Annotated in this window: 12 protein-coding genes and 1 pseudogene; 4 read left to right on the plus strand and 9 right to left on the minus strand. The window is 45.6% G+C overall.

The genetic code is table 11. From position 1 onward, the window contains the following. Complete coding sequence (locus ON05_RS00235; protein WP_010472334.1) at nt 1-204, minus strand: transposase; 204 nt, start codon at nt 202-204, stop codon at nt 1-3. Nucleotides 205-325: 121 nt separating this feature from the next. Between ON05_RS00235 and ON05_RS00240 the strand changes: the two genes are divergently transcribed. After that, entirely contained in the window at nt 326-847 is a 522-nt protein-coding gene (locus ON05_RS00240) for a transposase family protein (protein WP_262562125.1), read from the plus strand. Beyond that, nucleotides 829-1,242 (plus strand): annotated as a pseudogene (locus tag ON05_RS00245) (transposase family protein); the annotation flags it as partial. The gene ON05_RS00240 and the pseudogene ON05_RS00245, both read left to right, overlap by 19 nt. Before the next feature lie 336 nt (nt 1,243-1,578). Here ON05_RS00245 and ON05_RS00250 read toward each other — a convergent pair. Continuing rightward, nucleotides 1,579-2,346 carry a hypothetical protein gene (locus ON05_RS00250; RefSeq protein WP_010468670.1) on the minus strand — a complete coding sequence of 256 codons (768 nt, stop codon included), beginning with the start codon at nt 2,344-2,346 and terminating at the stop codon, nt 1,579-1,581. 635 nt (nt 2,347-2,981) lie between these two features. On the opposite strand from ON05_RS00250, the gene ON05_RS00255 reads away from it, so the two are divergent. Further along, on the plus strand, nt 2,982-3,464 hold the full coding sequence (locus tag ON05_RS00255; protein ID WP_029314957.1) for a Rab family GTPase: 483 nt from the start codon (nt 2,982-2,984) through the stop codon (nt 3,462-3,464). Between the two features lie 7 nt (nt 3,465-3,471). On the opposite strand, the gene ON05_RS00260 is transcribed toward ON05_RS00255, so the two are convergent. The 3 genes from ON05_RS00260 to ON05_RS00270 form a co-directional block, all read right to left on the minus strand. Further along, nucleotides 3,472-4,698: an MBL fold metallo-hydrolase gene (locus tag ON05_RS00260; protein ID WP_010468665.1), complete on the minus strand. Its 1,227-nt coding sequence runs from the start codon at nt 4,696-4,698 to the stop codon at nt 3,472-3,474. 648 nt (nt 4,699-5,346) lie between these two features. Continuing rightward, the gene (gene hemE / locus ON05_RS00265; RefSeq protein WP_010468663.1) at nt 5,347-6,414 is read right to left on the minus strand and encodes a uroporphyrinogen decarboxylase; all 1,068 of its coding nucleotides are present in this window, start codon (nt 6,412-6,414) and stop codon (nt 5,347-5,349) included. Nucleotides 6,415-6,539: 125 nt separating this feature from the next. After that, nucleotides 6,540-7,004: a Fur family transcriptional regulator gene (locus tag ON05_RS00270; RefSeq protein WP_050857419.1), complete on the minus strand. Its 465-nt coding sequence runs from the start codon at nt 7,002-7,004 to the stop codon at nt 6,540-6,542. A 233-nt stretch (nt 7,005-7,237) separates the two neighbouring features. Between ON05_RS00270 and ON05_RS00275 the strand changes: the two genes are divergently transcribed. Then, nucleotides 7,238-7,723: a CRR6 family NdhI maturation factor gene (locus tag ON05_RS00275; protein WP_010468660.1), complete on the plus strand. Its 486-nt coding sequence runs from the start codon at nt 7,238-7,240 to the stop codon at nt 7,721-7,723. Nucleotides 7,724-7,726: 3 nt separating this feature from the next. Here the strand turns inward: ON05_RS00275 and ON05_RS00280 are convergent, their stop codons facing one another. From ON05_RS00280 to ON05_RS00295, 4 genes are all read right to left on the minus strand, one after another. Beyond that, a complete protein-coding gene (locus ON05_RS00280; protein ID WP_010468658.1) occupies nt 7,727-7,936 on the minus strand; it encodes a hypothetical protein in 210 nt (69 codons plus the stop codon). A gap of 48 nt (nt 7,937-7,984) precedes the next feature. Next, the gene (gene gltD, locus ON05_RS00285; RefSeq protein ID WP_010468656.1) at nt 7,985-9,469 is read right to left on the minus strand and encodes a glutamate synthase small subunit; all 1,485 of its coding nucleotides are present in this window, start codon (nt 9,467-9,469) and stop codon (nt 7,985-7,987) included. Between the two features lie 289 nt (nt 9,470-9,758). Then, a protein-coding gene (locus ON05_RS00290) for an ISAs1 family transposase (RefSeq protein ID WP_262560960.1) occupies nt 9,759-10,848 on the minus strand; the annotation gives its coding sequence in 2 pieces (ribosomal slippage) (nt 9,759-10,307 and nt 10,309-10,848; 1,089 coding nt in all). Between the two features lie 202 nt (nt 10,849-11,050). Further along, nucleotides 11,051-12,316 carry a hybrid sensor histidine kinase/response regulator gene (locus tag ON05_RS00295; protein WP_010470027.1) on the minus strand — a complete coding sequence of 422 codons (1,266 nt, stop codon included), beginning with the start codon at nt 12,314-12,316 and terminating at the stop codon, nt 11,051-11,053. Between the last annotated feature and the right edge of the window lie 124 nt (nt 12,317-12,440).

Consider the following 12,440-nt stretch of genomic DNA (forward strand, 5'->3'; position numbering starts at 1 on the left):
TTAAGTCAGTGCCATTGAACCATGGGTTTCATAGCGTCGAAAGGCTCGATAAATACTAGAGTGGTGAATTTCTGGCCGCCCATTTTTATCCTTTTCAATGGGTAGCTCACTCCACTGACATCCCAAGTGCAGCAACTTCAAAATGTAGTTGAAGATGGCATGCAAAGAGAGCTTTGGTTGAGGTCCCCGAGTGCTGATGTGCAAATGGGGTAAGACAAATGTCTCAAACTGCTCAAGGGTTAAGAATGTTGGAATCCATTAGACCTGTCCGAAATATAAATGGTGGAGAAAAAAGATGGTAGAACGGAGTTTTACCGCTCTACCAATGATCAAAAATCCCCTTGATTATATTCATAAATATCCCCATCGCAGCAAGCGAGTGTTGGGCATTGAATACCCTCAATTTCTCCAACTGTTGGAACAAGCCGAGTTGAAGCACAACGAGCAAAAAGCCGAGATAGAGCGACATAAAAGCCGGGTCAATGCCAAAGGAGGAGGACGCAAACCGCTGTTATCCGTCGCAGAGGAGGTTTGCCTGTGCCTGTTCTACTTGCGGCACTATCCCACCTTTGAGGTGTTAGGACTCCAGTTTGGGGTGTCCAAGAGTGAGGCAAATGATACGGTTCACTACTGGCTGGCGATTCTACGAGCACTGCTCCCTGCGAGTTTGTTTGAGCAAGTGGAATCCAACCCGAGCGATTATGCCATTGTCCAGGAGTGGTTAACTCAGTTCCAGTTGATTGTCGATAGCTTCGAGCAAGCCAGAGAACGCCCCAGCGACAACGAAGAGCAACGCTTGTATTTTTCTGGCAAAAGAAACAGCACACCTTCAAGTCGCAGATTGTGACCCTGCCTGGCGGCAAAGATATCGTCGATGCTACAGCAGGCGAGACGGGACCCACCAGTGACATTTCTGTGTTTCGAGAGCGACAATCGCAATTTGCTCCAGGACAGGGGTTCGCTGCCGATAAAGCCTATGTGGGAGCACAGCATGTACAAACCCCACACCAAAAGCCACGGGGCAAAGAGCTGACACCGCAACAAAAGGCACAGAACAAGGAATTTTCCAGTACTCGTCGCATCTTTGTCGAGCATGTGATCCGCGTAGTGCGGATTTTCCGAGTTGCTCAAGAGCGATTCCGTCTGCGTCATGAGACTTATGAACAAGTGATTCTTACCGTTTGTGGCTTAGTTCGATTGCGATTGGGCATGATTGTTTTGCCTGGTTTATCTCAGCCTTAAAAAGGGAGGATGCGATGAATTAGCCGACGCTATCTTTTGGGGCTAAACTAACAGGAACTATCTCCGACCCCCATTCCGTCGTTGAGTCTGCTGTCAAAGCAACCATGCTCAAAACCAGACACACTATGGGCTGTAAATTTTCGGACAAGTCTATTTATGGGACTTAGTTTGAGGCATCTGCACTCCTAACGAACGGTAAACTAAATGACTGGCGTCATTTTAGTCTTTAACGATGGAAGGCTATGCAGGGAATGGGTTTTAGGTGATCTGAACCATGGAATAAAACCCGAAATGAGTTGCAGGATATCTGAAGAACTCAAGCTTGAATCCCTATGGTTACTCCGATAAGATTCGCTTTTGAAAGTCTAAGGCTTTTTGAGAATCAGGAATCTGTTGGGCCAAGGCATTGACGAAATCCATCAGCCGTAAATTTGGGTTTTGAGTGAGGGTGCGATCGCAAATCAAGGATGCAATGGGACCAATGATTTCCGCCAACTCTTTTTGACAATAGGCAATTTCAAATTCATCTAAATGAATGGGCAGCGTGGGTGCTGATGAAATGGATGGAACATACGGGGTGGGTTGTGCCCCATTTGAGGTTGGATGAGGAGGGTTGGTATGGTTTGCTGCATGGCTGGAGGCATCTGCTCCATTGGTTGCGGGCGGCACAAGGGTGCCAACCGAGGACTGATTAATTAGCTCCGTTGGTCGGTAGCTTAATTGCACAACTGTTGCATCATGGTCAGGGGCTCTGAGGGATGTCCTTAGCCTGTCCAAATAATGATGAATGTAATGCAATAAATAGCCAGAAGGAACATCTTGGGATCGAATGAGTAAAAAAATGTCTTGAAGACATTGGGTTAAAATTAAGTATCCTTCAAGGGCTTGAATCGTTACCCAATCCACCGCATTCCAGTGGCATTGCTCACTTACACATCCTGCTAACTGCAGCATGGAGCCCGCCATAATGCTAGTTGAGGTTTCAGAGAGGCCAATGGGATGGGTTAGGAGCTGCCCTTGCGGAGAAACCATTACTGCACCTTGAATCTCAGTAGAGGCAGAAACAAAGTCGTTCAGTAATGTCTCAATCGTTACCTTATTCATTCAGTTTTTTTAGGCCCATTCAAATCAGAATCTAGGACCTATTCCCCCCTTATAGCTATCTACCCCGTTTTTGAAAAATTTGCAAATGATCAGGCAATAATTCTCCATGTCATTCATTCTTTAGTGGCCAGTAGTAAGTCTGTTAGGTATACACCGGAATGGATGTAGAGAGTCTGGCACTATCCTATAGTTTTATTTTTTTGTGTTTGAAGTATCAATTTTTCCTGATTTTACCTTCTTGGCATACCTTGGGTGATGCATCGTCATTTGTTCTTGTTAAGAATAGAACTAAGTCTAAAAATTGGCATATAAATAGTACTGAATTATTGATTTTAATTAATCCTAGAATCTTTAACTAACAGAAATATCAATAGTAAGTAGAGTTGGCTTAAAAAGATCAACTAAGTTTCATTTTATGCACTAATCTGAAAACCTTTCTCTTTATGAGGTTTGATTGAATTTACATTTCGAAATCTACAGCAACTTTTCAAGCCTTACCTACTTAATTGATTGGATTGCTGTCGGCCCGATTTTTACATTCTTATTTGATGCTTTCTAGCCGGATCGAGTAATGATATGCTGCCTCAATGGCGATATAGTAAATCTAAGATCTGAGTGCAGTAGTCTAGGCCGTAATGATCAAGCATAAAGTCGTAATGTTAGGAATGTGGGGCGTTGGTAAGACCAGTTTGGTCCAACGTTTTGTCAATAGCATTTATGATGATAGATACCACTCAACTCTTGGGGTTAAGGTAGATAAAAAAGTAATCTTACTGGGCGGAGAACAGGTCACACTTTTGCTTTGGGATATTGCAGGAGCAGAGGATCAGTTTTCAGTCCCGCTTCATTATTTGCATGGAGCATCAGGATATTTAATTGTGATCGATGGGACACGAAAAGCTTCCCTTGAATGTGCTCTGGAACTTGTAAGAATCGTTGAAGAAAATTTAGGCAAGGTTCCTTATGTACCCATCATCAATAAATCTGACTTAACTTGGGAAGTGAGCTTAGATGAGGTGATTTTTCATTTTGGTCAAGGGAGGCGAGTGTTTGAAAGTAGTGCCAAAACTGGAGATCAGGTTGAAGATGCCTTTCTTGAATTGGCTCGAGCCTTGTAAAAAATGTCTAGAGATCAATAACGGTTTCTGCTCTAGCTAGCTCAAAATTAAGCCCTGTCTGTTTGCTTTTGCGTTGTAATGTTTCATCCAGCCAATTTCGTTCCGACCAATCACGATTGGGATCATGATGACCGATGTAGGTCTGTTTGACCCGACAGCGTGTGGCCATATCCAACACATCTTCAATACAACTATGTCCCCAGTCCAAGCGTGAAACACCATGGGGAGAGCCAACTCCTAAGTCGCCGTCATACTCAATTCTTAAAAATTGACCATCTCGATACAGGATGTCCGCATCCATGCTGTGTTGGCATAATCGTTCTTCAGCTTCTAGGCTGGCAATTTGTAAGGGATGTTCAGGCTCCTGACCTCGGCGGAGTTCATGATCCGTACAGAAAATAAAGACTTTGCCACCCCGCTCAATTCGATAGGCTAGACAAGGGCTGGGGTGAAATACTTCAAAGGGTTGTAAAATCGTCTCCCCCAGGCGGATGGGATGATCTAGATCTTGATATTGATCAACGAATTTATCTGGAGTATCCGGAGGCGGATCAATTTGAAAGTCTCGAATCTCGCAGGAATGGAACTGGGCAGGCATTAATTCATAACTTAAGGGAGTTTGTACCCCCTTGAGCCGATAATCCACCTGGTGGGAAAAGATCCCTAATATTTGATCGAGGGCTTGGAGATATTGGCGGTTGGCATACACATGAATATGGTTGCGAGGGTCAAAACAAACGGCAGCCTGGTCAAATCCTTCTGTATGGTCAAAGTGGGAGTGGCTACCGAAGATGTATAGGTGACGGCCTATTCCTGATGGATGTTCTGAGGGGAGTGAGGATTTTGCTTGCTCCTCTGTTCCCCACTTTTGCATGATGTCCTTGGCACAAATCCGAAATCCAGTTCCGCAATCTAAAACGATATCGTATTGGTCTGCGGTTTCTATTCGGATACAGGTGGTCCATCCCCCATAAATGCGTGCTTGCGAACGTTCCAAACGGTTTCGATAGGCTGCAAGGGTTGCCTTATTGAAGGGGCCACCCAGTAGCTCTTCTATCGTTGTATTTAAGCGACCATCAGGACCAGCCCGTTTCTGTAGATCTTCAAATACCTGCTTAAGTAAATCTTGATCCGTCAGGGCTTGATATGCTCTTCGTTCTTGAAAAGAAGGATAGATTGATCCACTTCCTTGCACACCATAAAAGTGAATTCTCAGATTTTCAATGTCGCTCATGGCCGTAGTTTACCCAGATGGCGCTGAGGGGTTAGCTGAAAGACTATTCTTAACCTGAAGGATAAAGAAAAAGAATGGTAGAAATTTATACTCAGCCCTAACGCATACTAAGCAGATATTTCAGCTCTCAGTCTTTAAGTTAGGACAGGGGTACAAACTTAAACCCTTAATCTATGACCTCTAGGTGCAAAGGGAGCCAATCAACATCCACAGAATTTACATTAATTGTATTGAAACTTACTCAATAATTTGTGATCAAGTCTTGAAATTATACTCCGAACGAGTTGAAAGTTTACTTTTTAGATGAGCTTCAAATTCTTTGGTAGAGAGAGTTATAGCTCAATCTGAAATGTTAAGCCCTCAGCCGTTGGCAGTATAAGTCTCCTAGAATTTTGGAGATGGATCAATCATGTCTAGAATTTAGTGCTTGCTCTGGTTAAAGCTGTTTATGTTATCTGGGGGGCTTCCACAATCCAATTGCTTTTTTACAGCAAGAAGTGCACACCAAAGTTAGCCTCATCAAAGGTGATTGGATGACGCAAAACTTCTATTTTTTATGAAAAAAGAGAGCAAATACTTATTCTTGCTCTCTTTTTGTAAATGGTGAATATAAGCTCAAATGCGAGCTTTTTATAAGAAAATTAGGTTCTAAGCAGGAATTGCTAATAATTGATCAGCTTGCTTGACCGTTTCGAAGAAAAAGGCGGCATTTTCTTCTGGTGTTGTTGGCAAAATACCATGACCTAAATTCATGATGTGGCCTTTGTTGCCAGCTTTGCGAATTGTATCTAGGATGCGATCGCGAATAAAATCCTGGGACCCAAATAGCACGCCTGGATCCATATTCCCCTGCACATGTAGATTCGGTCCCAAACGCTTACGGGCATCGGCCATATCGACCGTCCAATCTACACTGATGATGTCTGCACCAGACTGAGCCATCCGTTCTAACAAGCCCGCACTGCCGCTCGCCAAGAGAATAAGTGGGGTATCGGGATGCGTTTCTTTCACCTGACGAAACACCCGCTGCTGATAGGGAAGCGCGAAGGTTTCAAAGTCAATGGGACTCAGCTGCCCCGCCCAAGAATCAAACATTTGAACCACCTGGGCGCCACAATCAATTTGGTGCCTTACATAGGTTGCGATCGCATCCGAGATCTTCTCCAAAAAGGCATGAAGAATCGTCGGATCATCAAACGCCATGCCCTTAATAACGGAATAATGCTTGGAGCCTTTACCTTCAATGGCATAAGCTGCCAACGTCCAGGGCGCGCCGACAAACCCTAAAACCGTCGATTGATTACCGACTTCTTGTCGCAGAGCCGTTAAAATTTGGCGAATAAACGGCAGAGACTCATCTGGCTCCAAATCATGGAGGTTATTTACCTGTTCCATGGTTCGGATCGGCTCTTCGATGATCGGCCCCTTGCCTTCTGCTACATCCATTTTGATGCCGATTCCAGGCAAGGGCGTCACAATATCCGAAAAGAGAATGACGCCATCTGGCTTAAAGGCACGCCAGGGTTGTAGAGAGATCTCAATTGCCACCTCAGGAATTTCAGAGCGCTCCCGAAAAGAAGGGTACTTTTCCCGTAGGTCTCGGTAGGCCTTCATATATCGACCCGCCTGTCGCATCATCCATACGGGGGGACGATCCAATACTTCCCCACGGGCAGCCCGCAAAAGACGTGGGACATCTTGGGTAGATCCAGCCATCTGTACGTTTTACTCCTAACTTAGTCAAAAACAAGGGAACCCAATTGCATCCATCGCTCAATCCGAAAGCAATTGGCACCCTACCGCTTCAATCTGCTTGCTGGATCTAGTTTAGGATTAATTGGCTACATTTTTGGATTTGAGTGGCGATAAGCAAAGAAGTCCACTCGATAATCTGAGATGGTTACGCCTGCCTGCTCTTCGATTTGAGCAATCAGCTCTGGCGGTAGCTCAACTTGAATATCAATAATTTGATCTGTATCTAGACAATTAATATGGCTGTGAGAATGGCTTAGGTTGCCATATAAGCGTCCATCTGATCGCTCTACACATTCAATAATTCCTTGTTGGGACAAAGCCTCTAAATTTTGGTAAACCGAGGTATGGCCAATCTCTTTACCCGCCTGATTCAGTCGATCATAGATTTGTCGAGCAGAAAGATGTTCTTCCGCTTGCCAAAGCAGCTCTAAGATCGATCGCCGTTGTCGGCTTAGCCGCATTCCCAAAGCTTGGCATTGGTCAATCGCGTCTTCTAAGGAAGTGATTGGTTCGGTGGGGGTCTCAGGCTCAACGTCCAACACTCGGTACATCCCAACACTAAACAACGGTTTCGAGCTTTAATAGGTCAAGGTAAACCTAATCAAAATTTATTAAGTTCAAACCAAGCTGAATATCACTTGTGTTTGACAGCCAGTCATACTCAACCCCAGCTCAATAGCACAGGCGGAACAGAGCCGCATTGCTATTCTTCTCTATCATACCTAAACCCGAACCGATTCCGTTTTACTGACCGCCCCCATCCTTTGCAAACTGAACCAGAATCATGACCGAAACGATTGCCATCAACGCTACTCATATTGATAGCCTAGACTTATCCCCCATTCGTCCCCTCCTGGATGCTTGGCTGGCTAGCGATATTTTGGCCCATGAGCAAGAACTGACCTTTCAGATCAACTATCCTCAACCAGCCGATGCCCAGCAAGAATGGTCCGAGATACCGGAGGTACGTTTATGGTTTATTCGCTTAGATAGTCTCTATCCTTGGTTACCGTTACTGTTGGACTGGCGTTCGGGTGAGCTGGTCCGTTATGTTGCCATGCTTGTCCCTCACCAGTTCAGTGAGCGAGAAGGTATCCTCTTCAATCCCCAGGCCTTAGACATCCTGATCATGCATAAAGTTTTCACGATTACCCGTTGGCTGCGCTCTTTAGGACAGGATAGTAATGCCAAAGTTATCCAAATGGCGGAGATGTTTGGTTATGAACTGGACAGCACCATTTTTGATCTGATCCAAGCCCACCCCGATTAATGGCTAGTAGCTATCCCCGTCGTTTGCAGTTTGCAGTCCGAGTTGACGATTGGCTTGGTTGAGACGTTCTGCGATCGCTTCTCGCCATTGCAAACTTACCTCTGGGTCCGCCAAAATATCTTGGGCCATCTGACGATATTGGGCGCTACTCACTTTGTCGACTTGCTCAAGCAAATTGAGATTGTCGTAAACAGTTTGTGGAGAAGGTTTCATGTCGTGTTAATGGTTAAGGACAGTCATTCTCTAAAGCAAATATTATAGCTAAGGCAAATCCGTTTGCCCCATCAGGTAGCGATCGCATTCCCGTGCTGCGCCTCTCCCTTCATTAAAGGCCCACACCACCAGGCTTTGACCCCGTCGGCAATCTCCCGCTGCGAATACCCCTGGGATACTCGTCGTGTATTGCTCATACTCAGCTTTGACATTTCCCCGGGGATCAAGATCTAAGTTCAACGAATCTAGAAGGGGTTGTTCCGGTCCTAAAAAGCCCATGGCCAACAGAACCAGTTGAGCTGGAATCACTTTTTCAGATCCAGGAACGTGAACCGGCGTAAAGCGGCCTTGGTCATCCTTTTCCCAAGTTACCTGAACCGTGTGCAAAGCTTTAACATGACCCTGTTCATCCCCTTCAAAGCGGGTAGTCATGGTCAGATAACCCCTTGGATCATCCCCAAAGACAGCAGCAGCCTCTTCCTGACCATAGTCGAGTCGATAGACCTTCGGCCATTCGGGCCAAGGGTTATTGGCAGCCCGCTCCTGGGGAGGTTTGGGCATAATTTCTAGCTGCACTAAACTCTGACAGTTATGGCGAATGGAAGTCCCTACACAGTCTGTCCCCGTATCTCCGCCCCCAATCACGACGACATCTTTACCTTGGGCTGAGATCACCTGGTCATTCAGGCTAGCATCCATAACCGCCTTAGTATTGGCTGTTAGAAAGTCCATGGCAAAGTGAATCCCTTGCAAATCTCGACCTTCAATGGGGAGATCCCGGGGACGAGTGGCCCCGGTACAGAGAACAACCGCGTCAAAATCCTTTAGCAAAGAGTCAGCCGGGAGGTCTTTACCCACTTCAGTGTTACAAACAAACTTCACCCCTTCTTCTTCTAGAAGTTGGAGACGGCGCATTACCACCTGTTCCTTCTCCAATTTCATATTGGGAATGCCGTAGGTCAGCAGCCCACCCGGTCGATCGGCCCGCTCCAGCACTGTCACCCAATGCCCTGCCTTATTGAGTTGGGCGGCAGCACAAAGTCCCGCGGGTCCCGACCCCACCACGGCAACCTTCTTGCCCGTCCGTTTTTCAGGCGGTTGGGGGGTAATCCACCCCTCTTTCCAGCCTCTATCAACAATGGTCTGTTCGATATTTTTGATGGTTACGGGAGGGTTCGTTATTCCCAATACACAGGAGCCTTCACAGGGGGCTGGACAGACACGTCCAGTAAATTCTGGAAAATTATTGGTCTTATGGAGCCGATCAAGGGCTTCTCGCCACAGTCCTCGATAAACCAAATCATTCCACTCTGGTATCAGGTTATTAATGGGGCACCCACTAGCCATATTGCTAATGACCGTGCCTGTATGACAAAACGGTGTCCCACAATCCATACAACGGGCCCCTTGGTTTCGGAGCCTTTCTTCAGGTAAGTGCTGATGGAATTCATCCCAGTTCTTAATCCGTTCCAACGGGGGACGATCTGTTGGAATTTCGCGGACGAATTCTATAAAACCAGTCGGTTTACCCATAGTCGTATCTTTACCAATTAGTCTTGAGCTAAGTCAGCACCACAGAAACCCTAGCTTTCCCCCTTTCACTAGCGAACCAGGATGCCAAGATTCTTATTTTTTTCTCCAAACCTCTGCAAAGTCAAGAGGAGGACTTATATTCAACAACTTAATCCCTATAGTTTAAATCGAGACATAAGATCACAATTTTTCCTAGATCGCCTCTTATAAAAGGGTGGCCTAAGTCTCAAGATGTAAGCGATTACACCAACAGAAACATGTGTTTCAGGCAAAACAGAGCAGGGCTGTTTTAAGTTAGCAGCGAAAAAATAATATCGACCCGATTAGCAAGCTTAGTCATCGCGGTTTTGAGGGATTGATAGTCGTTTAGCCGCAGGATATTAATCCCAATAGTTCTAAGCACTGACCAATTGAGCAGTGCTTGTTCATCTTCGAGTCGATAATCATCTTCGCCAAAAACAACATCCTTCGGCCAATGCAACCGATTTTCAATGCCCCAATGTTCTCGGACCAGAGATTGCCAATGATGGGGTGAGGTGGCAGCTGAACTGATGTAATAGGCCGTATTGTGATACTCCTTTCCTTTGCGAGTACCCCATCGTTGGACACAAAGTACAGAGCGAATTGCTGTCCATTCTTGTAGGGCTATGCCGACAGGCTCATAAACCTGTATACACCGATGTTCATCTCGTCCTCTACTTTGGGCGGAGTGGATGTGCTCAGCCATGGGTTTAAGACACTCAAAGTAAGTCTGGAGGTGGTCGTAAAGTCTTCCCTGGTTGGATTTGACCGCCACGAGATAGTCATTACCCGAGGCCACAATCTTCTCAAGTGTTTTTTTGGGCGTGTAAGGCATCCATGGTAATCAGTAAGCCATCGAGTTGAAGGGTTTCCAACAGTGCCTGCACGACTTTGATTTCGCTATTATCCTCCTGAGTGAGGGCTTCGAGCTTGAGGGTGATGCCTGCTTCCACCGCAAATAAACTCACCAAGCCCACAAAACGCTGCTTCCCCTTGGCATCTGTCAGCCCCTGACGAATCCGTTTGCCATCAATGGAGGCTGCATAATTATCGGGAGAGTGAGTCTGGGCTTTCGAGAGCATCCATGCTTCAAATTGGTGGCTCAACGCTTGGAAGTCAAGCCCCTTCATCACTCGACGAAAGGTACAGTGAGACGGAACTTCAAGGCTCTCAAGTCCCAATAGCTCACTTAAAGGCTGGCGATAATCGCTCGTAAAGGTTTCTAAGGGGCGATATCCCTGGTATCCAGCAAGCATACCCATCACCATCAACAGCAACAGAAGCCATAACGGATGAGTACGGCCATGGGCACTGCGGAAATCCGGGACTTGCTTCAAAGTATCGATTAGATGGCTCATCGGTCTCTCTACTGTTGGTCAGTAGAACCATCCTATTTTTTCTAGGAGGAACGTAAAACAACCCTGCAAAACAGGGTGTTCGCATGAAACGAAAAGATGAAGTTAAATCGAGCAGAATCTGAAACAGTACTAGACCCAATCCATCACGGTCAACATCAGCCTTCGCCTATCCTGTTGCCTTTACATTATCGATGAGCGCTTATTATTCAGCTTTAATGAGTTCTTGAGGTAAAGAAATCAGAAATTTAGTCCCTTCCCCAACCTTGCTGTCCACTTTAATATTGCCGCAAAAGGACTGAGTAACGAGATTATAGACAATATGTAATCCAAGCCCTGTCCCACCCCGATCGCGAGCAGTCGTATAAAAGGGTTCAAAAATTTTGCGTTGTTTTTCCGACGAAATACCACAACCATCATCACTATAAATAAGTTGTATTCCATCAGGTTCCTTCTGAATATCCACCTTCATCAGCCCTGGTTCAGAGGGTTGATAGGCATGGATTAAAGAATTAGTGACCAGATTGGTCACGATTTGAGCAAGGAGTCCAGGGTAGCTCGTGATTACAAGCGAATCATCTCCAGTTAAAAGTAATTGATGCTTGCTATTTTTGAGCTGTGGTCGCAGGCTATTTACAACTTCATGTAAATAGGCTTTAACATTAAATTCCCGTTGTTCCTGATGAGATTGGTCAACTGCAACAAGCTTAAAACTACGAACTAGATCTCCCGCCCGATGTAAATTGCTGAGGACCAATTTGGAGCTGCTTTGTGCGACATGGATATAACGGCTAAGAACAGATCGTTTAACTTGTCCCTGCTCCACTGCCTTTAGAAACGTATGGGTTTCATCGGCTAAGGTTGAGGCAGCCGTGATACTGGTGCCAATAGGTGTGCTGATCTCATGGGCAACACCGGCGACTAAATTCCCTAAAGCCGCCATCTTTTCGGACTCTATCAGTTGGTTCTGGGCATTTTGGAGTTGGTCGATGGTTTCAGTCAGGGTTTTTTCTGTGGAGATGCGCTGTGCAATCTCAGCTTTCAGCTGATGATTCTGAGCTTGTAAGGTTTGATTTAACGCATATATCTGAAGGTGAACCTTAACCCTTGCCAGAAGCTCATCTACATAAATTGGTTTTGTTATATAGTCAACAGCTCCGACTTCTAAGCCTTTAACTTTGTCATTGTTAGAAGTCAGGGCTGTCATAAAGATAACTGGAATTGGTTCCGTTTGCGGATTAGCCTTTAAACGTCGGCAAGTTTCATAACCATCAATATCTGGCATCAAAACATCTAAGAGAATGATGTTGGGCTGAGCAAAGGCAGCCCGTTGTAAACCACTCTCCCCCGAACGTGAGACTAAAACAGTGGCACCAAACCCTTCGAGAGCCGATAGTGCAACCCCTAGATTATTAGGATTGTCATCGATGATTAAAACGGTGTAGTTGCGAAAATCAATATCGCCAGACATTAGACACACACCAGATAAAATAAATCATTCAGAGAAAATGGCATAGTTGAAGATGTTCGTTGTTCAGCCTTCCGTGTCTATTGAGAGCAAGAACATCATCAGCCCTTGGCAAACCATCATCAAA

The sequence above is a fragment of the Acaryochloris sp. CCMEE 5410 genome (assembly GCF_000238775.2).
Classification (GTDB): Bacteria; Cyanobacteriota; Cyanobacteriia; order Thermosynechococcales; family Thermosynechococcaceae; genus Acaryochloris.